Below are 23390 nucleotides of genomic sequence, written 5' to 3'. Positions count from 1 at the left end.
AAATAATGAAATCATAATTAATAAGTTTATACATTGAATTTTTTAAAATGATTAATGTAATGGTAAAATTCTTTAAATATGATTTTTCAAATCAATAAATTATGTGTTTTGAAACGATTTATGCATGGTAAAAAATAATAAAGTATAAATATAAAAAAATTTAATACTATACTTTGTAATACATATGCATGAAGGTTACAATAAGCCATATAAAGGCAGATATAGGCAGCCTGCCAGGACATACCACAGTTTTCGAGCCTGTTGTTGATGCTGTTGAGGATTATATAAAATCAAATGGTAAGAATATAATAAGTGATTACAGAATATCACATATAGGTGATGATATACAGATAACAATGGTTCATAATCATGGTGTGGACAACCCGGATGTTCATGGGCTTGCCTGGAATGCATTTAAGGCAGGCACCGAGGTTGCAAAGAAGTACGGGCTTTACGGTGCCGGTCAGGATCTTTTAAAGGATGCGTTTTCGGGAAACGTCAAGGGCATGGGTCCTGGCGTTGCTGAAATGGAGATAACACCGAGAAAGTCAGAGCCGTTTATTGTTTACATGATGGATAAAACAGAGCCAGGATCCTTTAATTATCCAATATATAAAATGTTTGGAGATCCATTCAACACGCCCGGCCTGGTAATAGATCCAAACATGCATGCCGGATTCAAATTTGAGGTCTGGGACATAATTGAGGGAAAGCGCATAATGCTATCATTGCCCGAGCAGACCTATGATCTGCTTGCCCTGATAGGCTCGAAGGGAAGATACGTAATAAAAAGGGTTTATACAAAGGAAGAGCACACAAAACTGCCTGCAGAAAACGTTGCTGTAATATCAACGGATAAACTATCATTCATAGCAGGAGAATATGTCGGAAAGGACGATCCGGCTGCGGTTGTTAGAATACAGTCAGGTCTTCCTGCGGCAGGTGAGGCACTGGAACCATTTGCAAATTCTTACCTTGTTTCAGGATGGATGCGTGGCTCATTCAACGGTCCGTTAATGCCGGTTGGAATAAAAAACTCCAGAATGACAAGGTTCGATGGCCCGCCCAGGGTTGCTGCGCTTGGCTTCGTTTTGAAGGATGGCAGGCTTGCAGGACCGGTTGATATGTTTGATGATATAGCATTTGACTATGCCAGAACAAAGGCACTCGAAATGGCAGATTATCTGAGGCGCATGGGTGTTTTCGAACCACACAGGCTTCCTGATGATGATATGGAGTACACCGCGCTTCCAAAGATACTTGAAAAGCTTTCATCGAAATTCGAAAAGTTAAGCGATTTAAATGAATTAAAGGAAGTGCAATAACAAAATTAAAATATTTTTTAAATATTAAGTGAAAGTGATACTATGCCTTTTCCAGAAGCAATTGAGAGGAGACTTAATAAAAAGATATGCATGCGTTGCTATGCAAGGAACGCTGTTAGCGCCACAAGATGCAGAAAGTGCGGTTACACAGGTCTTAGGTTAAAGGCCAAGGAGAGAAAGAGTGGACAGTAAAAGGGCCATGGTTCTTAGGATGGAGGGCACAAACAACGAGGAGGAGGCCTTCCTTTCCCTTAAAAGAGCCGGATTTGAGCCTGAGTATGTTCATATAAATGATCTTGCCAGAAAAAGAAAGTTTATTGACGATTATAATTTAATGTTCATACCTGGCGGCTTTTCTGCAGGTGATTATATAAGGGCCGGTGCTATATTTGCCGCCAGGCTGAGGCCATTTTTAAGCGATATAAATAAATTCATAGATTCTGGAAGATTTATTATAGGCGTCTGCAACGGTTTTCAGGTTCTTACAGAGCTCGGCCTGTTCTTCAATGGAGACAGGAAAATAGCATTAACTGTAAATGAGTCAAACAGATTTGAATGCAGGTTCACATACATAAGATTATCAACAAAAAAGGTTCTTTCCGATCTTGGAAACAGACCGTTTCAGGTTCCTGTTGCACATCTTGAGGGCCGTGTTTACTGTGATAATAAAACACTTGATGAATTAATAGAAAACGATCAGATTATATTTAGATACGTTGATAACAATGGCAATTATTCAGGATACCCATGGAATCCAAATGGTTCCATAATGAACATAGCTGGAATAACAAATGATTCAGGAAATGTCATAGGCATGATGCCACATCCTGAACGTGTTTACTATCCATACCAGATGTCAGGAAATGAGCGTAATTCAGATAAGGGCACAGGAGAGATCTTCTTCAGGATTTTATACAATAGCACATAATCATAAACCAAGCTTTTCCCTAATTTTTGGCCTCGAATCAATGATCGTCTTTAAAAGGCTTTTCACATCGCTTTTGTATTCCTCAAGGCTTTTGTTGTTCACAATCATGTAATCTGCAAGTGATATAACCTTGCCTATTCCCCATGTCAATTCCCTGTCATCCCTGCTCTTCATCTCATTGTAGCTCTTTATATCGTCCTCCCTGTTTCTTTTTATTATTCTTTCAAAGCGCTGCTCCTCATTGGCGAATATTGCTATGACAATTATATCATCATAGTTGTTTTTAAAATATTCGAGCTCCTCGTAATTTCTAAGTCCATCAACTATTGTTATGTCCTCGTCCAGTATGTACTTTGATGTTCTTTTCGCCCATATGTCCATGCCATACTTTTTCCTCTCATCACTGGCAAATTTACCTATGTTTGTATCATCAATTTTTATATTATTTTCATATGCGTATTTTTTAACGGTGTTTCCCATATGAACATCCAGAAAGCCCATGGACTTTGCGACCTTAACGAATTCGTCCTTGCCCGCACCGGGCATACCGGTTATAATTATCATATTAACCAAAAATATATCCCATACCATCCTGGGAGCTGTTCTCCTCATCCTTTATTTTTTTGTAGATATCCTCTCCGTTCTCAATGATTTTAAGATTTGTTGAGATTTTATCCAGTGAATCGAAGATCCCGCTTGAACCCTCTATTATAATTATGTATTTGCCAGGGAAACCATAATTATCGCCATCCCTGTATATTACCGTCTGCCTTCCTATAACATCGTCATTTAATATTTTATCAAGATCCTCCCTGGAGTTTTTATCCAGGCTGTAAACCTTAAACATAATGGCTTATCATTTAATTGTAGTTAAATTTAACCTATCTTTATATTAAAATTACAGAGTATATATTAAGATAAAACAATAATATTGAGATCATAAATGATATTAAAAATGCAATAAAAGATGCCCTATTATATATTTTCAATGCAGTCTCAACATCTCCTATGCTTGGATTCCTGGCACCATCGTTTATTATATACTCCCCGGGCTTTTCCAGCCTTACATTTAATACATGTGCCATAAAGGACATTGGATAACCAGCATTGTAACTATCCGTTGTATTATCAGGCCATTTAAATCCAGAATTGGAATATTTAATCGCGGCAATGTAGAAAAGGTATGGTGATATCCTTGCAGGTATGTAATTTATTACCGTATCAAATATGGCAGCGGCCCTGCCAAAATTCTTGTAATCATCATTCTTATAAGCTATGTTTGAATCCATTGTGTTTATTATTCTAAATGCATAGGCCCCGGCCATTCCAAGAAATGGAAAGATCATGATCTCGGAAAGGAAGCCGTCAACAAAGCCCTCTGCTATGGTCTCTATTGCGGCTGAAAACATTAAAACATCATCTATTTTAGTATCCCTTCTAACAACATATGAAAGGTAATGCCTGGCCGCATCAGGGTCATTGTTTTTATAGCTATTTATTATTCTTTTTATATGCTGATTCATGGATTTTACAGCAAATGTTGATTTTGCAATGTAAATCGAAAAGATAATATAGATTAAGAACAGAACATCTTTTAATAATATTAAGATTATTATCAATGGTATTAAATTTATTATTATAATAAAAAGCTCGAAAAGAAGCCCATTTATAATACTATCTTTATAAAAGTATTTTTTGAAAAACGATATTGTTTTACCAATAAAAACCACAGGATGCAGGTAAGGCTCACCTCGTAAAACATCGTATACATATGCAGCAGGCAAAACTATAAGCTCAAGCATCATTTAAAAGTTCCAGGAATTCTTGAATATTTATGCTCTTTTTAACAATCCCTGCAAGCGTTTCAATGCTGTTTTCAATTATATTATCATAGTCTAGGTATTCTCCAGTTATGTACCTATAAAACTCATTGTTCTCTAAAATTCCATGGACATTTGTTCCTATGACCATGCCATTGCTTGAAACGGATCCCTCAGGGCCGTGATCCGTTATTAAAAGCGGCATCTCATTGTTTTTTACTATGCTACCATAATGTATCTCATAGCCTGTTCCTGAGCCATTGATTTTCAATTGGTTCTCTGCAAATCTATATTTTACGGATCCGGTTGTTTTTGTTTTATTATAATATGTTTCTATATCTAGCAGGCCAAGACCTGGAATAGAAACACCATCTGACTCAACACCGGATGCATCGTTTATCCTTTTTCCAAGCATCTGATAGCCGCCGCATATGCCTATTATCATCTTCTTTTCACTGCATCTTTTTATTGAATCTGCAATGCCATTACTATTTATGTATTCAAGGTCATGAAAGACATCCTTTGATCCTGGCAATATTATAACATCGCATCTTTTTAAATCTTCCTTATTTTTTATATAAAACGCCTTTTCATTGAATATCAAAGGATCAAAATCGCTGTAATTCTCCATGTAAGGGTATCTAACTATGCCTATGCTTCCAGAGCCTGAAAAATTGTAATCAAGGGAGTCCTCTCCGGGAAGCTTTAAATCAATGTAAGGTACTATGCCAAGGCATTTCCTACCAGTTAGCTCTTCAATCCTCTCTATGCCAGGGTAAAGAAGTGATTGATCACCACGCATCTTATTTATTATATAATATTTTAGAAGATCACTTCTCTGCATTAAATTTATTGTTCCGTATATTGATGCAAACACTCCACCGCGGTCTATATCAGCAACAAGAATGGCCGGTGTATTATATAGCGACGATACATAAATATTTGCAAAATCCCTGCCGGCAAGATTTATCTCTGCTGGCGATCCTGCACCCTCGGATATTATTACATCATATTTATTTGAAAGAAAATCTATGCTCTCCTTTATTATTTTTGCATTTTTATTTATGTAATTATAATAATCATTTATGCTCATAGAACCAATGGATCTTCCAAGTACTATTACCTGTGATTTATGATGGCCTTCTGGTTTTAACAGGACGGGATTCATATAGGCCGAGGGCTCGGTTCCAGCAGCCATGGCCTGGACCCACTGGGCCCTTGCAATCTCAGAACCATCCTTTATCGCAATGGAATTCAGTGACATGTTCACAGCCTTGAATGGCGAGACCCTGTATCCAAGGTCTTTTAGGATCCTGCAAAACGCGGTTGCCAGCGTAGATTTACCAGAATCAGAAGAGGTCCCGAGAACCTGAATCATTTTCATTTAAAAACCCCCGGATGGCATTAACAAGTTTTATATTAAATTCGTGCCTTCTAATGCCTATTCTAATGTATTGTTCTCCAAGGCATTCATAATCATCCAAAAGCCTTACAAGAATGCCGTTTTTTATAAGATAGGAATAAAAATCATGGGCATCTATAAAATCAGGAATCATAAATGTTATAAAGTTTGCACTGTGATCGCCTGCGGCCCTGAAGCCCATGGCCTCCATATTATTTATCATAAAGGACTTTTCATTTTCCATTATATCCAAAAAATCATAATCTAATTTGATGCTATTTATGTAATCTATAACATAATCCGGCACGCTCCATGGACCTGTTATCTTTTTAGATATTTCCATGTTATAATCATCGGTGGCTATGTATCCAATCCTAAGGGATGGAACTCCAAGGATCTTTGTTAATGACCTGCCTATTATCGTGCTTCCATTTAAAAGATCATTTTCATTGTATCTGTTTTTTAAAAAAAAGATAAATGATTCATCAATAAATAGCAGGGCGGATTTTTTTCTGCATATCTCGGATATTGTCAATAGAGAATCCCTTGATATTAGATTTCCCAGTGGGTTATCAGGATAAACAATAATTATCAGCGAGAAATTGTAATTATTTAGTATTTCAGGATTATTATTAATTAAATTAAATGGCAGATTTATCCTTGTTCCATGTGTAAAAGCATATTTATACTCATTGAACGTTGGTTCAACAATTATAATATTTCCATTTATATACGATAATAGCCTGTGTATGAAGAATGTTAATCCAGGAACCGGCAGGGCATCATTAAATTCACATAAACTTTTATTTTTTATTTTAAGCCCCTGCGGGTACATTTTTATCTGATCCTTTTTTATAATTATGTCATTGATCTCCATGAAATCATTTATGCTGGCTGAAAAGTCAATAATATCTCTTATTGACATGCCCGATTTTGATGCAGCCTCCAGTACGTTGCCGCCATGACCCATTTTAAGTTAATGCAATATATATTTAAAATGTTTTTTAATTAAAGACAGTAAGCTTTAGTTAATGTAAAATTCATGCAACATAGATTTAAATAAAATCTTAACTTATCTGATTATGCAGCGTTATTTTATGTATCCGGATATAAGAGATGATCTGCTTGTTTTTGTCAATGATGATGACCTCTGGGAATATAATATTTCAACAAAGGAGATTTCAAGGCTTACATATAACATGGGTGTTGTTACAATGCCGAGAATATCACCTGATAAGAGGGGCGTTTACTTCCGCGTCATGACAGGAAAAAGCGCGGATTCTTCTGATATATATTATGTATCATTAAATACCGGTGAGATAAGCCGTGTAACATATTTACAGGGAAGAAGCACGAGCCGCAGGATGTACACATCCGTTGCAGGTTTTACAAAGGATGGTAACCCTGTTATATCAACAGATGCATACTATCCATTTAGCTCCCCGATGCTATATGAATTAAAAAATAATAATCTGTATCCAATGAACCTCGGACCGGCCATGGAGATAATATACAACGGTGATGGTATCTTAATAGGCAGGAACACTGTTGACATGCCACACTGGAAGCATTACAGGGGCGGCACCAGGGGAAAGATACTTTATTCTGAGAATGGCAGGGATTTTAAAATTATAGTGGATCTTAACTCAAATGTAAACTCACCAATGATTGTATCAAATAGAATATACTTTATATCGGATCATGAGGGCACCGCCAATATTTATTCATGCGATTTAAACGGTAAAAACATTAAAAAGGAAACAGATTTCAATGAATACTATGTAAGAAATGCAAGATCAGACGGTAAAAACATAGTATTTCAGATGGCCGGTGATCTCTATTTAATGGGCAATGGTATAAAAAAGCTTGATATAAATATAAAGGCACCAAAGCTAAAATCCCTTCAGAAATCGATATCCATGGATGATTTCATCACATCGTATGATATAAGCCCGGATGGGAAGCGTTTTCTTGCCGTTTCCAGAGGGCAGGTATACTCATCTGGTATATCCGGTGGGCCTGTATTTAATATAAAAAAATTGAAGAACCAGATATCAGTATTTTCAAAGGACTGCATAGTATCATATATTTACAATGAAAAGGAAGGCAAGATACTTTTCCATGATTTCAATGGAAGATTAATAAATGAAAAGGATTTTAATGACGGAATCATAAGATCAATGGTAATATCCCCGGATGGTAAAAAGATAGCAATTGGAAATAACAGGTTCTCGCTTTACATACTTGATGACCAGCTTAATTTAAAGAAGGTTGATGAAAGTGAATCAGGTGCGATCCTTGATTTCTCATGGTCAGGAGACTCAAGGCTGCTTGCATACTCATATCCTGAGAAAAAGTACTTTTTAAGCGATGTTGGCAGCAGCTCCATAAGGATCTATGATACAGTAAATGATAGTATACACCAGGTAACAACGCCGGGATACATAGATTTTTCACCATCATTTAGCAGCGATAATTCATATTTATTCTATCTATCAAAAAGATCCCTTGATCCTGTACAGGATGAGCTTGTATTCGACCTGGGATACCAGAATATAACAAAACCATTTGCCGTTCCAGTAAGATCAGGTGTAAGGCCACCATTCATCGAAACATTATCAGAGAACAATCCTGGTGATTACGATCTAAATAACCTTGATAAAAAGAGCACGGCCTTCCCTGTGGATTCAAGGAACTATGAGGCCCTGGTTGCCGTTGATAACGGAGTTCTACTGTTTCACTTCCCTGTTGAGGGATATATGAAGTATTATCTATTCAGCAATGAAAAGAGAACCGGAAAGATATCATTCTTTGACCTTGCAAAAAAGAAGGAGGAGGACTATGAGGATCATGTCATGGACTTTTCAGTATCATTGAACAAGAAATATTTATTAATAAGAAAGCCGGATTCATATATAAAGAAAAATACAGGCGATAAAAAAACCGAGGAGATAAAAATAAAGAACATATCAATAATGATAGATCCTGTAGATGAATGGCGTAACATGCTTTATGATGCATTCAAATTGATACAGGAAAACTTCTGGAATCCGGAAAAGGTAGAGGCCCTTGGAAGAAAACCATATGAAAAGTATGCAAAATTAATAGATAAAATAGGAACAAGGTTTGAGCTCTCTGATTTAATAAGGGAGATGCAGGGTGAATACGAAACATCCCATTCATACGAAATTGGCGGAGACATAACAGATGTTAAATCTGTTCCTGTTGGCAAACTCGGCATAGATTATTCCTATAAAAATGGTAAATACATTGTGGATGAGATATACTATGGCGACGTATCAAACGAGAATGAGAAATCTCCAATGCTGTTTACAAACATATCCAGGGGTGATGCAATAATAGAAATAAACGGAGTTAAGCTTGATGAAAAAACAAATATAGACAGGGCACTTCTTAATATTACCGATCCGGTTAACATTGTATACGAGCACGAAGGAAAATTATGCAGCGACTATGTAATGCCAATGCGTGATGAAAAGTATCTGAGATACCGTGCATGGGTTGAAAGAAACCGCGACTATGTACATAAAAAGACGGATAATAGAATAGGATACATACATATACCTGACATGGGCATGAACGGCTTCAACGAGTTCTTCAGACTTTACTCAAGGGAATCAAAGCTTGACGGGTTAATTGTTGATCTGAGGTTCAATGGCGGTGGTTTTGTTTCACAGCTTTTAATGGAAAAGCTTGCAAGAAAGCGCATAGGCTATGATATACCAAGGCGTGGGGTTATAACACCATATCCGGAGGACTCGGTTGATGGGCCAATGATTGCAATAACAAATGAGTATGCAGGTTCAGACGGTGATATAGGAACCTTTGTTTTTAAGGAATATAAGCTTGGAAAGGTCATAGGCACAAGGACCTGGGGAGGCGTTGTGGGAATAAATCCAAACATAAGATTAATAGATGGAACAACAGTAACCCAGCCTCAATTCGCAACATGGTTTAAAGGCGTAAAGTACGGCATAGAGAACTACGGCGTCGATCCTGATATATACATTGAAAACATGCCGCAGGACTTTTTAAACAGCAACGACAAACAGCTTGATGAGGCAATAAAAATAATAATGGATGATCTGAAAAACTACAAAAAATTAAATATAGATTAAATTATTTTACAAAAAGCTTTATTAATTATGTATTTATTAATTAAGCATTATGGAGTATAAATCAAGAAGCATGGTTCTTATAAGTGTATTTATAGGCACGTTGATGTCAGCAATAGATACAACAATAGTGCTCCTGGCCATTCCAACAATAACTGATGATCTTAAGGTTCCATTTATAAAGACAATCTGGATTATTATAATATACCTTTTAATACTGGCGGCCCTGACAACCCAGATGGGCAGGCTTGGGGATATTTTTGGCAGGTCAAGGATATTCTATATAGGCTTTATAATATTCATAGCCGGCTCCGCCGCCGCAGGTGCATCGCCAAATATAAACTATTTAATAATATCCAGGGGATTCCAGGCCTTTGGAGCGGTTTTACTTCAGGCAAACAGCAATGCAATTGTTGCAGATTACTTTCCGGTTAACGAGCGCGGCAGGGCCTTTGGCATAACAAGCATGGGCTGGAACATAGGCGGCTCTCTTGGCATAATACTTGGCGGCATAATAACAACATTCATTGGCTGGAGGTACATATTTTATATAAACGTGCCGATAGGAATCATAGGATTTATTATAGCATTAATATACATAAAGGATAACAACAAAAATCCTGATGCAAAAATAGACGTTCCTGGAACAGCATTGCTTTTGATATTATTATCATTAATAGCGTACGGTGCGGTTGAAATAGCCGGCATAGGAATAAAATTAACATATATTGCAATGATATTGGCCGGCATAATACTTATAATACCATTTATATTTATAGAGAAAATCTCAAGGTATCCTGTTATAGAGATCTCAGCATTTAGGGAGCGCATGCTGTCATTCTCATTAATTGCAGCCACACTTCAGGCCATTGGATACCTTGCCGTTCTTTTTATATTAATAATGTACCTGCAGGGGATACGTGGATTTACACCATTTTATGCGTCATTGATACTGATTCCAGGATATATCCTGGCAAGTTTTCTTGCACCTAGGATGGGCAGGCTTTCAGACAGAACCGGTCCAAGGATTCTATCATCAATAGGCATATTCATAATGGCCGCTGGCATAATAGTATATCTAACAATGAAGGTTTCATCTCCAATATATATTGTAATAATAGGCTCAATAATAACCGGAATAGGCAGCTCAATGTTCTGGCCATCAAACAGCAGCGCGGTTATGTCAAGTGCACCAAGGAGGCTTTATGGCTCAATATCCGGACTATTAAGATCATTGTCAAACATAGGAACATTAATAAGCTATGTTCTTGCAATAACAATCGCATCGATAACGGTTCCAAGGTACGTTGCCTTCGAGGTTTTCCTCGGTATAGGAAAGCTCAACGGCGCTGTTTCAGTTAAATTCCTGTCAGGAATAGACACATCACTTTTAATAAGCTTCTTTATACTAATCGTTGCAGGCATTGCTGCACTAATAAAGGGAAAATCATACAATGAAAATAAAAAATACAGTGCTGATTACACAAAATGAAAAAAACTTATTAATAACTTATAAATATCCTAAATGCGAGGATAACTAAGCTTGGCCAAAGGTGCAGGACTTAAGATCCTGTCCCGAAGGGGTTCGTGGGTTCAAATCCCACTCCTCGCATTATAAAGGCTCAACTTTTATACATAAAATTTCAAATTTTACAATAAAAATAGCATTTATAATTAATGAAAATTAAATATTTTTATAGTTAAAAGCCTGTTTGTATATTAATATGTTCAAACATATAAAATAGTTACAGTTTATCTTTATCCATGAAAAACATAATATTAAATTTGTTTACTTTTTAATAAAGCTATATAACAATCATTATAAAATCCTTTATTTGGTAATTTTCTTTTCAGGAAGCATAAGAACCAGAAGCACGCTTATTATTGTAAAAACAAGCCCAACCATGGCACCTATATTATATGTTATATATGCATTTGCCCGGTAACTCAATATGCCCTGCAGATTAAGATATGTTGCAATAAATGATATTAAAATGGTTATTATAATAAGTACCTTAAAGAGTTTTATAGATAACATTATATAGGATGTACAATATATATATTAATTTTATGCATAATAAAATGTTAAATATTAATGGTTCAGGAATATTTTGTATTAAAAATAATATTTATATAATTATATGATTGTATTAATTAAATATCAAACAATTACAAAAAATTTTTAATATAGCTGCAATAAGCTTACATGATTATTTCTCCAATAGATTATAGATACGGCAGGGATAATGTAAAATACATATTTTCTGAGGAGAACAGGATGAGACTTATGTTAAGGGTTGAGGCCGCACTTGCACAGGCCGAGTATGAATATAATATAATTAGCAGGGATGCCTTTCTTGACATTAAAAATGCGGTCGATTCAAATTCCGTGAGAATTGAAAGGGTTCATGAAATAGAGTCAAGAATACATCATGATACAATGGCACTTGTTGAGGCACTCACAGAGCAGTGCAGCGCAGGAAAAAATTTTGTTCATTTTGGTGTAACATCAAATGATATTATTGATACTGCAACAGCAATGCAGATAAAATCAGCAGTAAAAATAATAAAAGACGATATAAAAAATCTTATGAAAACATTGATAAAACTAATAGATGAGAACAAGGACTCGGTCATGGTTGGAAGAACGCATGGGCAGCACGCAAGCCCAATAACCTTCGGCCTTAAATTATCTGTATACCTTGATGAAATGTCCAGGCATTTAAAACGTTTAACAGAGGCAGAGGATAGAATAGTGGCCGGAAAGATATCAGGACCTGTTGGCACCGGTGCATCCCTTGGAAAGGATTCAATAGAGATACAGAATAGGGTATGCGAGATACTTGGAATAAAAAGTGAGCTTGCATCCTCGCAGATCGTCTGCAGGGACAGGTACATAGAGTATTTATCAATTATAAATAATATTGCAACATCACTTGAAAAGTTCGCAACCGAGATAAGAAACCTTCAAAGGCCTGAGATAAATGAGGTCTCTGAATACTTCGATGAGCGATCACAGGTTGGTTCAAGCTCAATGCCAAGCAAGAGGAATCCAATAGTTTCTGAGAATATATCAAGCCTGTGCAGATTCATAAGGTCATTAATAATACCAGAATACGAGGCTGCTGTTATATGGCACGAACGTGATCTTGCAAACAGTGCTCTTGAAAGATTCACGATACCATACGCCTCTGTGCTTATTGATTACGTTTTATATAACATGAACGATGTGTTCTCACATCTATATATAAACAAAGAGGAGATGCTTAGAAAGGCAAGATCCGATGAGTTTATAATGTCCGAAAGTATAGTGAGGGCATTAACGTTGAGTGGCATGCCAAGGCAGGAGGCGCATGAATTTGTAAGAAAAGCTTCTATGGAGGCCTATAAAAATAATAAATCTTTAAAATCATCTCTAATTTCAGCAGGTGTATTAAAATACATTGATGAAAAAATACTTGAGGCTGCCATGGATCCTGTTAAATTCACAGGGCAGGCCGTTAGTATATGTAATAACGTAATAAATAATGCGGAAAGGGTGATGAAAGACGCAGATGAATAATTTGGATGAAAAGAGGATTATGGATATTATATTCGATGATATCGGCTCCGAGGAAAAATCAATAACAGGGATACAGAAATCACTTGAAAAGAAGGGTCTAAACATACACAGGCTGGTTCTCACAGGCTATTTAAGGGCATTAACAGAGATGGGCATGATAAATGAAAAGGAGATTAAACCAGCAAAGATCTATTCAATTATAAAAAGGAATGATAAGGATATATATTCAATGGTTGGTGAGGTGGCAAGAATGGATGACGAGGAGGAATCAGGCAACAATGCATTACTGCTTTTATACTCGCTCTTTGACAGGCCGGTATTCATGCGTGAACTTGAGAAATGCAATGTCAGCCAGCCAAGGGATTATAAGATTGTTACATCATCATACAGATCAGAATATATAAAAAAGCTGGACGAGGCCGGATTAAAGATACCAAAGAGCAATCAGCTCATAGAACCACAGAACATAGATCGATTAAAATTAATATCGCTTTTAAAAAACTTTATATTCCAGCAGTATGATTTAAAGAAATACTGTGTTTCAAACAATAACCAGCAGAGGCTTGACTGATAAATAAATTTATAAGAGAATTATTAATTATTAAAGTGATGGCTATGATATACATGTATATACTTAATTACAAATTATACGGATCATTCTGGCAGCTTCCAGTACAGGAAAAGCAGAATATAAATTCATCAATAATTTCAGAAATAGATGAAAATATAAAAAATGGCAATCTAATTAATGTAAAATATTATAAATCAATGAGATATGATAGCGATATTATATTCTGGGCATCATCAAATGAACCATTGAACATTGTCAAATTAAAGGAAAGATTAAATGCAATAATAGGGAACTATGGTTATCCACAGTACAGCATGCTCTCACTTTATGAGGAATCGCCATACATAAAGGAGGGCCAGAAGCTGGAGGACACATTAAAAACGGAACCAAAAAAATATTTTATAGCATATCCAATGAGCAAGGACCGTGAATGGTACCTTTTAAACTACGATGAAAGAAGAAAGATCATGGCAGGGCATATAGGTGCTGCCAGGAGCGACAAGGAGGGTCAGGATATACTATCATACACGACATACTCTTTTGGCCTTGGTGACCAGGAATTCGTGGTTTTGTATGAAACAGACTCATTAAGTGCATGGTCCCATGTAACGGAGCATTTAAGAGAGGTTCTTGCAAGGAAGTGGATCATAAAGGAGGAGCCAATCTTCGTTGGCATTTATAATGGAAGGGAGCTGCTTTTATAATGTTTGAATTTATAACAGATTATTTTAAGGATCCAGAAAATCTTGAAATACTAGGTCCAAAGGATGTAATAGAATCATTAAAAAATAAGGATGCAATAATCATCGATGTTAGAACAAAATATGAGTATTCCTCTGGTCATATAAAGTCTGCAATAAACTATCCTCTTGGTCATGAGGGTGATATAGAAAAGGAAATACCAAAAAACACCAGGATTATATTAATATGCAAGACAGGTCATAGAAGCAGGGCTGCGGCAAACAGGTTAACAAGAATGGGCTATAAAAATCTTGCACACCTCGAAGGTGGCATGGATAACTGGAAAAAACAAAATTTTCCTGTTGTAAAATAATTTATGCAAGCCCAAGCTGTTCCATCTCGCTTTTTTCCTTGGACTTCTTTTTTAATATGTATCTTGTTACATAGCCCGCTATTGCATTCATTGTCTTCTTTGTAACAGAATTCTTCAGCATCTCAGATAATATCTTCTTGTTGTTTTCGAAATCCTCATTGAATATACCAGGGTTGTTATCCACAATCTCCTCGGCTATCCTCTTTATATTTGATGGTCTTATGCTTCCCAATTATATCACACTCCTGAATTATAATTTAGTATATAAATCAGCTGGGCGGAACAACCAGAACAGGAATCTCTGAATGCGCTATAATTCCTGAGCTAACGGATCCCAATATTAACTTGCTTATGCCATGCAGCTTCCTTGTACCGGTTATTATCATATCAGCACCGTTCTGGACTGCATAATCTGCTATTAACTTTGAAACCTCATCACCTTCGGATCTGATCTTTACAATGTTGTATTTCACATTTTCATTATCAAGTATGGCCCTGGCATTGTTTAATATCTCATCTGCAGTCTTGTCCTGACCCTGGTAAACTGTTTCCGGAACATAGGAATCAAAGGATGCACTTATACCAACTATGGCTGGAATAACATACACAATGATGTACTCATCAACGATCTTTTTAAATTTCAGGCCGTATTTAAGGGCCTCCTTTGCACCGTTCGTATCATCATAGGCTATTAATATCTTCATGGTTATAAATTATAAAGATAAATATAAAATTTGTTTTTTTATTATAGCAGTTTATAATGCCTATAGATATTTATATTAAAAAACAATACCTGAGTATCTGAGGTGACATTTTGAAGAGAAGTTCAAGAGACTGGAAAAAGAGAGGCAAGATGCGCTGGAAATGGAGGAAGAAAAAGATAAGAAGGCTCAAAAGGGCAAGAAAGGCAAACAAACAGTAAAATTAATTTTTATTTTATAAATTATTTAAATAAAAAATCAGTCACCATTTCCATGTTCTGTGTATTCATTGAAGTCAGGCCTTTGCATAGCCTCAACGTAGCTCCTTAACATCTTATTCACAAAAAGGCTTACATCATCCCCTGATGAGGATATGTATTTATAAACATTTTCATCTATCTCTATGCTTGCCATTGTCATTATATTATATAACATCTATTTATATTTTGTCTATGTCTGTTTCGTTAATAACCGTAAAAAATTCCATAAAAAATGATCAGAAATTCATAATTTACATGATAATTATATTTATGTTTCATTGGAAAACCTTAAAAATTAATGTTGTAAAAAATCCATAAAAAAATATTATATATTCTTTTATTGACGTTAATTTAAGATATCAATAATCATTAACATATGTAAATTAACGCAAACTAATTTTAAAGAACATTCCAAATGTCATGATAAAAGCAGATTAAAATAATGCTGTAATACCTTAATATTTAAATTATTAAATGTAAATGAACAATCATAAAGATTTATAATTTGAAATAATAAGGCCTGGTAAACCTGTAAAAAATTTTATGATAATTACATGGAATTTAAAAAATTCAATGTATATCAATGTTACTAAGAAAAGATCCCGGCCATTTAAAATGCATAATTCATGAAGATCATAAATGTAATAACCAAGATCGCATGGATATAATATAAGGTATTTTTATTGATGTATCTTTTAATATCTTTATAAATGATCATCATGGCCCTGGAAAGTTAATTTTTCTTAATATTCTTAATAAAAATTTATATAAAATAGCAAAATTTTTGATCATGGACACCGAATCAGAGATGAAGAATGACCATGTAATCGTTGATGAGATGCTGTCAAAACTTTTGGAATCCATGGAAAATAACCCTGATGTTAATTTATACAGCGAGATAGAGAAAGGACTTAAAAGGCATATATACGTTGAGGAGGAGGTAATGTTTCCGCGGGCATTGAAGCTTGGAGTTGAACCTGCAAGAATATCAGGCCTGGAGATGGAGCATGCATCAATATGGATGCTCATGGATCGAATAGACAGGAATATAAATGATGCACATAATAAAAAATACATAAATGAGATTATAAGCATATTAAGGGCACATAATAAGCAGGAAGAGGATTATGTCTACCCGGCATTTGGCAACGACGATTCAATAAAACTTGAGGAATACACTGTGCCTGAAAACTGGGTCTGTGTTAAACTAAGAAAATAACTAATAAAAAATATAGACAAAGATTATTGCAAAGAAAAGCCCGAGAACCATGTAAAGCATGTAAATTGACATTGAACTGGACATTATTTTATATAATAATTTTTTTGCAAACTTCCTGTATTCAACAGATATTAAAATCATAACCTCCCAGAAAACATCTATTTTTTCAGTTATTAATTTACTCAGCATTGCCTTTATGTTTGATGTAAATGCTATGGAATTGTATCTTTCAAAGTATGATAATCCATTGTTCCATGGAATATTATATCTTATTCTGGGCTTTTTGAATATTATTAAAGATAATAAAAATGAGATCGCTATTATTGCAATGGCATAAGCCGGCGCTATGAGGCCAAAGTCACCAGAGCTATACCTTGACTCTATTAAAAAACTATTGGCTATGCCTATCGATTCAAATCCAGATATAAAATTCCTGTTTATTATTAAAACACTGAGCAGGCTTAGTATAATCACAAGGGCGCCTGTTATTATAACCGGTTGCTCTTTGATTTTTACCCTGCCCTTTTTCCTGAAGAGCTGTGAGAACGTTATGTATTTTATATATGCAGCAGATACAAGACCCTCTCCAAGTGCTATCATTGCACCTATAATTATCGAATAAACGCCATAAACAGAATATATTGCATTCATAAATAATGATTCCAGGAGCATCCATGTGGCCACGCCTCCTATGGTTGGATACAATCCTGATAATGATGCTCCAAGGATTACCGCCCCGATATAGGTCATGCTGCTCTTTTTATCCTCTATGTTAAATAAATACTCATGCGTCCTGGATGAAACATTGCCGCTTACCATGAATATACCAGTCTTTGCAAGTGAATGTGCCATTGAGAAGACAAGAACCGTGGATAGGAAGAAGATCCTTATCAATGAATCATCTACTGATATGTAAAGTCCAAGGGCCACAAGTATGCCCCCGTTGTTTTCAACAGTGCTGAATGCCGGTAGTGACTTTACGTGGTCTGAGAGGTATGAATATAAACCTGCAAAGAGCACTGTAAATGCGCCTATTAGCATTAATATGTATCCAAGGTAGATATTATACGGACTTAACATGGCCATTTTTAGGATTCCATAGACACCCATTAACGTCATGGTTGCACTTAGTATTATGGAGGCGTTTGCAGGTGCATTGCCATGACCTATGGGCAGCCATTCGCTGATCATAAAAGGGAACATGCCCATCTTTGTCATAAAACCAAATGAAACCATTATCAATGGAACAATTGATTTTATTATAACGAAGTTGAATGTGCCCGTGATATAATAGGCGTATGCAAATCCTGTTATTATAAGAACGGTGCTGATCTCGCTGAACGCAGAAAAAACAAATGCAGGATAGCTTTTATTGCTGTATAATGCTATTATTAAATAGCCTGAAATGGACATGGTTTCCCAGCCTGCAAGGAACATTAAATAATTATTTGATATTAGGACCGTGACCATGCCAAGTATTGAAATATTGTATAGTATCGATAAATACCCTTTTTCATCATCGTATGATATTGAATACCATGATGACAGTGCCCAGACAGTTCCTGATATTATGTAAAAAAAGTGCAGGTATGAAAAATTTATTATGCCATATATTATCAATAAAAATGATGATATCACTGAAATTATGTATCCGGTCCTTTTAAATATAAATGAGATCAGCGCCGCAATGATGAAAAATAAAATTATGTACATCATAGCATGAGCCTCCTAAGACCCTTTAATATTGTATATGGATTCGGCGGGCATCCTGGTATTTCAAGCACTGCTTTTATCTCATGCCCGGAACCAATAATGCCTCCTGATAGGGCGCAGGCACCAAGCAGTATCAGGTACCCTGGTTTTGGCATTGCACCTAATGCATTATCTATTACATCCTTCATGGATTCATTGTATATTCCTGATAATATTATTGCATCGGCATGCCTTGGTGTGTTTGTAAAGAATATATGATACCTTGTCAGATCGTATTCAGGTATTGATATTGAAAATAGCTCTGAATTGCATGCACCGCAGGTTCCTGAATCTATGCTGTATATGTTAAGCGATTTCCTAAATTTTTTATCTATGCTTCCTGATATTATAGATATATCATCGTTTCCATTTATGTTATATTCAGGATAGCACCGCCTGCAGTATATGCATCTTCTGCTATCCCAGGTATTGTTTGATATTGCATTTGTCGGGCATTTAACATCCCCGGAGCCTGTTATTTCAGTTGACCACTGTGGTTTGTATTCACTTTTGTATATATCCTCTGTTTTTATACCGGATTTTATACCCTTCAAAAACCATATATTCATATTATATTCACCTCATCAGCCGCCCAGAGGCCAAAACTTTCAAAATTAAAATGGAAATCTGTAAATATTGTTCCGGTTGATGATTTCAGAAAGCTTTTCATGTTCCTTTCCAGGGCTGTATGGATCTTCAAATCTTTTATAACGCCATTGCTTAATTCAAGATAAAATGCGACATCACCAGATGGCGATTCAACCCTTGTTAATCCCGTGCCGGAACCATCTAATATATTATAGCATGAATCCCCTGTTTTATTCTCGGCATTTTCTATTATATCAATGGAGTTAAGGATCTCATTGAACCTTACATTGAACCTTGACATAGCATCTCCAGAATCATCTGTTTTTATCTCATAGCCTGTATCATTATAGTAAAATATATCAAAATCGTATCTTGAGTCATATTTATATCCTGCGGCCCTGGCAGCAGGGCCTGTCATATCATCATCAAGAATCCTTCCATTGTCCTGAAGTCTGTCCGTGAAAAGCCTTGAATTTAGGAGATTTAAATATATATCATTTATCTCGTTTTTATATACATTTATCATTTTGTAGATATCAAGTCTTTTTGATTTTAACTGATTCACACCAAAGAAATACCTGTGCCCAAAGGTTATATCTATTATCCTTGAAAATCTTTCCTTTATGTGCATTAACATGTTTGCCGGAACGTTAAAGCCTGCAGGCTCGCACATCCTTGCAAGTACATACAAATGATTTCTTATCCTTTCAAGCTCCATCTCAATAATATAGTACATCTTTAATTCATATGGTATTTCAATTTCAAGCGCGTCCATAACAGAACTTAAGAAGCATATAGTGTATGATGCTGCAAAGTTTCCGTTTATTCTTTCAATGTATGGTATTGCATCTTTTATATTAATTCCCTTTAATTTTATGTTTCTTATCTTGTAATTGTAATATTTTATGTAATTTATTTTCTCACCGGATGTGTTTATATCAAATCTAAATGGTTCTGGTATACCACCTGTCAATGGTCCGTATGAAAAATTGAACGAAAAATCAGTACTTTTTTCATTTTCATGATTAATATCATCGTAATTGTAGGTTCTAGCATAAATTGTAAGATCGCCAGCCTTACCTATAAGCCTTCCGGATCTCCCACCATAGCTATAGTATCTCATGATAAACCACCAGGTAAAGTCCTATAATAAGTGATATAACAGGCATGATCAATGATGTGTAAAGCATGATCTTTGGTATCTTAATATCATGGTTTTCATCTCCAAGCATCATGCCAGTTACGTTCATGTTTATCGAAACAAATGCCATGAAGATAAATATAATAACAGGTATTGCAAGATACCATAATCCGGATTTAAATATTCCATAGATTATAAGAAACTCTCCTATGAAGGTTCCAAAAGGAGGTGTTCCTGTCACCGCCAGTGACGATAGTAAAAGCGAGATCCCAAGAACCTTGTTGTTTTTGTAAATTGAATTAATATCAAATATGCTTTTTTTATCGCTGTAATAAAGAATATTCCCGGATGAGAAGAAGGCCCCTGCCTTGCCAAAGCTGTGTGCAAGTAAAAGTATTATTGCACCGAGGAATGCATAGCCTCCAAGGGCAATGCCAAGAAGGGCCATGCTCATGTTCTCCATCGTTGAGTATGCAAACATTCTCTTGTACCTTGTCTGGTATGATAAAAATATGGCTGCAAATCCCATGGATGTAATTGAAAATATTATAAAAAGCATCCTTAATCTATCAATTTCATAGATTCTATAAACAACGTAAAGTGCCACTGGCAGCAAAACACCGGAGAACATTGCACTTGTTGGTGCAGGTGCCTCACTATGCGCATCGGGAAGCCAGGAATGCATTGGAAATATCCCGGCCTTTGTGCCGAAGCCTATCAATGATAATGCAACAGCCAGGGCAATTAGTATGCTTTTTTTATTTTCATTGATTATTAATGATACAGTTAATGTATGGAAGGAATAATAAATTAATATTATTGCAATAAATGCTATTGAAATGCCGGCCGAAACGATTATTATATAACGCCAGGTCGCCTCCTTTGCCGTTTCAGTGCCCTCTGTTATAACCATGAGTGCCGAGCTTATGGTTGTGCCCTCTATGCCAACCCACATGAAGCCATAGTTGTTTATCATGACTGTGAAAAGCATTGTGAATGCAAACAATGAATTAAGCAAAAAATATGTATTATATGATATAAATGATGCATATTTTTTTATATATTTTGTTCCATAGATCGATGATGCAGTGTATATCGCAAGTATCATAAATATAAAGATTCTCGATGTTGAATCTATTAAAAATATATTCTCTGAATTTTTTATAAATAACAATAAAAACATCGCTATTATTCCGGATGCAAATGACGAATAATTATTGTATTTATAAAAAATAATCGATATCAGTGGCATTAACATTAATATAATGTCTATTATCATCTCAACCACGCAGCTCCTCCATTGGTTCATGCCTTGTCTTTTCTTTTATTACTATAAATGCTATTATTATAAATGCAAAGACATCGAGAAGGACGCTTGCCTCTATTATAAATGGCACGGGTATAATAAAGATTGCAAGGAGTATCATGGCATTCTCCTCCTCTATGTATGCCATAACGTGTGCAAATGTGCTCTTTCTGAATATAAAAAGAAAGAGTGCCAAAAATAGTATTATCAATGGGAAAACTATGATATTTGATAATATATTAAAAATATAATAATAAATAAAGAATGCCGGCACAAGAGAGAATACTATCGAGAATATTAATGAAGATGCAAGACCGCTGTGCTTCTCACGATAGATCTCCTTAATGCCAGGTATTCTTCTCTCAAGCATGTATGATATTAAAAAACCTCTTAGTATTACAATTAAAATACCTAAAATGATTAAATCAGGCTCCTTTAAAATTATGCCAATGTAAATTGATAGAATTCCAAGAAGCATGGCCTCAATGACAATACCCCTGATCATTGCCCTTATGTACTGCTGTGTCTGAACGTAAAGGGCAGCTATCATTATAAATGCCGAGATTATGTAAATGTAAATCATTATATCACCGATACTATTAAGAATGCTATTGAAAGGGTGAAGGCCGTGGCAAGGAAGTCCTGGACCTTATAAAGCCTCAGTTTTGACAGCGTTGTTTCTATGAATAACAGTATAAGCATTAAGAGAAGCCATTTTAATATCATCACCGGAACATCCAGAAAGAATAACCTGCCGGAGAACATAAACCATGGAAATATAAAAACGTTTAAAAGAACAGAGCCTAGAAGATAGTTTTTCATATAACCGGACCATTTGTTTATTGCCAGTAGCTTGCCGCTGTACTCGTAATTAAATGCACCGTCTATCATGCCAAGTTCCATTAGGCCCTCGCTTTCGACAGGTATCCTTCCGGTTTCGAATAAAAAGACCATGAAGAATGCAACGCTTGCGAAGATATGTAAAAGCGTTAAATAGCTAAAAGGATGCATTACAAGGTAATGGTTTGTTACATAAGGATTATCAGTTCTTGTTATAAAGGCAACTGCAAAGAAGACCGTTATTAATGTTGCCTCACCAAGGTATGTAAAAGACGATGCCCTTGCAGCACCCATTACAGAATAGTTGCTGCCGGAATCAACAGAGCCAAGAATCTTTATAAATGACGCAAGGGAAAATAGCAGTGCACCCCCAAGGAAATCTGCTGATGCCGTGAAATATACCGGCTCAGGAATGACAACAGGTATTATAAATGATATTAATACAAGTATTGCAAAGACAAGATATGAGCCGTATATAAATAGAAATCCGGCATTGTAGGGTACTATGGTCTCCTTTTTAATGTATTTAAAAAGGTCATAATATGGCTGGAATACCGATGGCCCTTTTTTTAATTCAACCTTGCTCTTTAAATTCTCGTAGATACCGGCTATTAAAGGCGATATAAAAATTACCGTAATTATCTGTATTAATGTTTCAAGCACCAGCATGACACCACCCGCAAGAGTAGACGCCATCAGCCTTTCGGCGGTTTGGGCATGGCCCGCGGAGGTGTCATTCCGCATTTTCGTAATTGATTATGTATATTTAAATATTTACATCGTTT

26 protein-coding genes and 1 tRNA gene are annotated in these 23390 nt (G+C 35.7%); 12 read left to right on the top strand and 15 right to left on the bottom strand.

The genetic code is table 11. The annotated features are described in order from the left end of the window. Nucleotides 1–188: 188 nt before the first annotated feature. From fbp to purQ, 3 genes are read left to right on the top strand one after another with little or no spacing between them, the layout of a single operon-like run. Nucleotides 189–1325 carry a fructose-1,6-bisphosphate aldolase/phosphatase gene (gene fbp, locus B8780_RS00845; RefSeq protein ID WP_011177608.1) on the top strand — a complete coding sequence of 379 codons (1137 nt, stop codon included), beginning with the start codon at nt 189–191 and terminating at the stop codon, nt 1323–1325. A gap of 42 nt (nt 1326–1367) precedes the next feature. Next, a complete protein-coding gene (locus B8780_RS00840) occupies nt 1368–1517 on the top strand; it encodes a 50S ribosomal protein L40e (RefSeq protein ID WP_011178337.1) in 150 nt (49 codons plus the stop codon). Then, a complete protein-coding gene (gene purQ, locus B8780_RS00835) occupies nt 1507–2253 on the top strand; it encodes a phosphoribosylformylglycinamidine synthase subunit PurQ (RefSeq protein WP_084272333.1) in 747 nt (248 codons plus the stop codon). Before B8780_RS00840 ends, purQ begins: the two co-directional genes overlap by 11 nt. Here the strand turns inward: purQ and B8780_RS00830 are convergent, their stop codons facing one another. From B8780_RS00830 to B8780_RS00810, 5 genes are read right to left on the bottom strand one after another with little or no spacing between them, the layout of a single operon-like run. Then, nucleotides 2254–2844 carry a dephospho-CoA kinase gene (locus tag B8780_RS00830; RefSeq protein ID WP_048059473.1) on the bottom strand — a complete coding sequence of 197 codons (591 nt, stop codon included), beginning with the start codon at nt 2842–2844 and terminating at the stop codon, nt 2254–2256. Then, nucleotides 2819–3100: a hypothetical protein gene (locus B8780_RS00825; RefSeq protein WP_084272331.1), complete on the bottom strand. Its 282-nt coding sequence runs from the start codon at nt 3098–3100 to the stop codon at nt 2819–2821. The genes B8780_RS00830 and B8780_RS00825 overlap by 26 nt, the downstream gene beginning before the upstream one ends. Nucleotides 3101–3140: 40 nt before the next feature. After that, the gene (locus tag B8780_RS00820) at nt 3141–4058 is read right to left on the bottom strand and encodes a cobalamin biosynthesis protein (protein WP_084272330.1); all 918 of its coding nucleotides are present in this window, start codon (nt 4056–4058) and stop codon (nt 3141–3143) included. Further along, nucleotides 4048–5457 (bottom strand): cobyric acid synthase, encoded by a 1410-nt coding sequence (locus tag B8780_RS00815; protein ID WP_084272329.1) that lies wholly within the window; start codon nt 5455–5457, stop codon nt 4048–4050. Before B8780_RS00815 ends, B8780_RS00820 begins: the two co-directional genes overlap by 11 nt. Next, a complete protein-coding gene (locus B8780_RS00810; protein ID WP_084272328.1) occupies nt 5423–6445 on the bottom strand; it encodes an aminotransferase class I/II-fold pyridoxal phosphate-dependent enzyme in 1023 nt (340 codons plus the stop codon). The genes B8780_RS00815 and B8780_RS00810 overlap by 35 nt, the downstream gene beginning before the upstream one ends. 112 nt (nt 6446–6557) lie before the next feature. Between B8780_RS00810 and B8780_RS00805 the strand changes: the two genes are divergently transcribed. The 3 genes from B8780_RS00805 (at nt 6558) to B8780_RS00795 (ending at nt 11223) form a co-directional block, all read left to right on the top strand. Beyond that, a complete protein-coding gene (locus B8780_RS00805; RefSeq protein WP_084272327.1) occupies nt 6558–9614 on the top strand; it encodes a S41 family peptidase in 3057 nt (1018 codons plus the stop codon). Nucleotides 9615–9663: 49 nt separating this feature from the next. Then, entirely contained in the window at nt 9664–11103 is a 1440-nt protein-coding gene (locus B8780_RS00800) for an MFS transporter (protein ID WP_084272326.1), read from the top strand. Nucleotides 11104–11138: 35 nt separating this feature from the next. Continuing rightward, nucleotides 11139–11223: transfer RNA gene (locus B8780_RS00795), tRNA-Leu, on the top strand. Nucleotides 11224–11442: 219 nt separating this feature from the next. On the opposite strand, the gene B8780_RS00790 is transcribed toward B8780_RS00795, so the two are convergent. Further along, nucleotides 11443–11649, bottom strand: coding sequence for a hypothetical protein (locus B8780_RS00790; protein ID WP_084272325.1), 207 nt, complete (start codon nt 11647–11649; stop codon nt 11443–11445). A gap of 168 nt (nt 11650–11817) precedes the next feature. On the opposite strand from B8780_RS00790, the gene purB reads away from it, so the two are divergent. From purB to B8780_RS00770, 4 genes are read left to right on the top strand one after another with little or no spacing between them, the layout of a single operon-like run. After that, nucleotides 11818–13173, top strand: coding sequence for an adenylosuccinate lyase (purB, locus tag B8780_RS00785; protein WP_084272324.1), 1356 nt, complete (start codon nt 11818–11820; stop codon nt 13171–13173). Beyond that, a complete protein-coding gene (locus tag B8780_RS00780) occupies nt 13166–13744 on the top strand; it encodes a cupin domain-containing protein (RefSeq protein WP_084272323.1) in 579 nt (192 codons plus the stop codon). Before purB ends, B8780_RS00780 begins: the two co-directional genes overlap by 8 nt. A gap of 44 nt (nt 13745–13788) precedes the next feature. Continuing rightward, nucleotides 13789–14448, top strand: a complete 660-nt coding sequence (locus tag B8780_RS00775) for a chlorite dismutase family protein (RefSeq protein ID WP_011177619.1) — start codon at nt 13789–13791, stop codon at nt 14446–14448. Beyond that, a complete protein-coding gene (locus tag B8780_RS00770) occupies nt 14448–14798 on the top strand; it encodes a rhodanese-like domain-containing protein (protein ID WP_011177620.1) in 351 nt (116 codons plus the stop codon). The genes B8780_RS00775 and B8780_RS00770 overlap by 1 nt, the downstream gene beginning before the upstream one ends. A 1-nt stretch (nt 14799) precedes the next feature. On the opposite strand, the gene B8780_RS00765 is transcribed toward B8780_RS00770, so the two are convergent. Continuing rightward, nucleotides 14800–15030, bottom strand: a complete 231-nt coding sequence (locus B8780_RS00765; RefSeq protein ID WP_011177621.1) for a 30S ribosomal protein S17e — start codon at nt 15028–15030, stop codon at nt 14800–14802. Between the two features lie 37 nt (nt 15031–15067). Next, nucleotides 15068–15502 (bottom strand): universal stress protein, encoded by a 435-nt coding sequence (locus B8780_RS00760; protein WP_084272322.1) that lies wholly within the window; start codon nt 15500–15502, stop codon nt 15068–15070. Nucleotides 15503–15612: 110 nt separating this feature from the next. On the opposite strand from B8780_RS00760, the gene B8780_RS00755 reads away from it, so the two are divergent. Then, nucleotides 15613–15720: a 50S ribosomal protein L41e gene (locus tag B8780_RS00755; RefSeq protein WP_083750388.1), complete on the top strand. Its 108-nt coding sequence runs from the start codon at nt 15613–15615 to the stop codon at nt 15718–15720. A gap of 37 nt (nt 15721–15757) precedes the next feature. On the opposite strand, the gene B8780_RS08050 is transcribed toward B8780_RS00755, so the two are convergent. Next, nucleotides 15758–15913: a hypothetical protein gene (locus B8780_RS08050; RefSeq protein ID WP_153274117.1), complete on the bottom strand. Its 156-nt coding sequence runs from the start codon at nt 15911–15913 to the stop codon at nt 15758–15760. Between the two features lie 636 nt (nt 15914–16549). Between B8780_RS08050 and B8780_RS00750 the strand changes: the two genes are divergently transcribed. After that, nucleotides 16550–16978, top strand: a complete 429-nt coding sequence (locus B8780_RS00750; RefSeq protein ID WP_011177624.1) for a hemerythrin domain-containing protein — start codon at nt 16550–16552, stop codon at nt 16976–16978. Here the strand turns inward: B8780_RS00750 and B8780_RS00745 are convergent, their stop codons facing one another. The 6 genes from B8780_RS00745 to B8780_RS00720 are packed head-to-tail and all read right to left on the bottom strand — an operon-like array spanning nt 16979 to nt 23301. Further along, nucleotides 16979–18694, bottom strand: coding sequence for a proton-conducting transporter transmembrane domain-containing protein (locus tag B8780_RS00745; protein WP_084272321.1), 1716 nt, complete (start codon nt 18692–18694; stop codon nt 16979–16981). Next, nucleotides 18691–19299: an NADH-quinone oxidoreductase subunit B family protein gene (locus B8780_RS00740; protein WP_011177626.1), complete on the bottom strand. Its 609-nt coding sequence runs from the start codon at nt 19297–19299 to the stop codon at nt 18691–18693. The genes B8780_RS00745 and B8780_RS00740 overlap by 4 nt, the downstream gene beginning before the upstream one ends. Next, nucleotides 19296–20441 (bottom strand): NADH-quinone oxidoreductase subunit D-related protein, encoded by a 1146-nt coding sequence (locus tag B8780_RS00735; RefSeq protein WP_084272320.1) that lies wholly within the window; start codon nt 20439–20441, stop codon nt 19296–19298. The genes B8780_RS00740 and B8780_RS00735 overlap by 4 nt, the downstream gene beginning before the upstream one ends. Continuing rightward, the gene (locus B8780_RS00730) at nt 20428–21768 is read right to left on the bottom strand and encodes a hydrogenase 4 subunit F (protein WP_201788774.1); all 1341 of its coding nucleotides are present in this window, start codon (nt 21766–21768) and stop codon (nt 20428–20430) included. Before B8780_RS00730 ends, B8780_RS00735 begins: the two co-directional genes overlap by 14 nt. Continuing rightward, nucleotides 21740–22348 carry a hypothetical protein gene (locus B8780_RS00725; RefSeq protein WP_084272319.1) on the bottom strand — a complete coding sequence of 203 codons (609 nt, stop codon included), beginning with the start codon at nt 22346–22348 and terminating at the stop codon, nt 21740–21742. Before B8780_RS00725 ends, B8780_RS00730 begins: the two co-directional genes overlap by 29 nt. Further along, nucleotides 22348–23301, bottom strand: a complete 954-nt coding sequence (locus B8780_RS00720) for a respiratory chain complex I subunit 1 family protein (protein ID WP_084272679.1) — start codon at nt 23299–23301, stop codon at nt 22348–22350. Before B8780_RS00720 ends, B8780_RS00725 begins: the two co-directional genes overlap by 1 nt. Between the last annotated feature and the right edge of the window lie 89 nt (nt 23302–23390).

The sequence above is a fragment of the Picrophilus oshimae DSM 9789 genome (assembly GCF_900176435.1).
Taxonomy (GTDB): Archaea; Thermoplasmatota; Thermoplasmata; order Thermoplasmatales; family Thermoplasmataceae; genus Picrophilus; species Picrophilus oshimae.
Note: the sequence above shows the minus strand (reverse complement) of the source record. Positions and strands in the feature narration are given on the sequence as shown.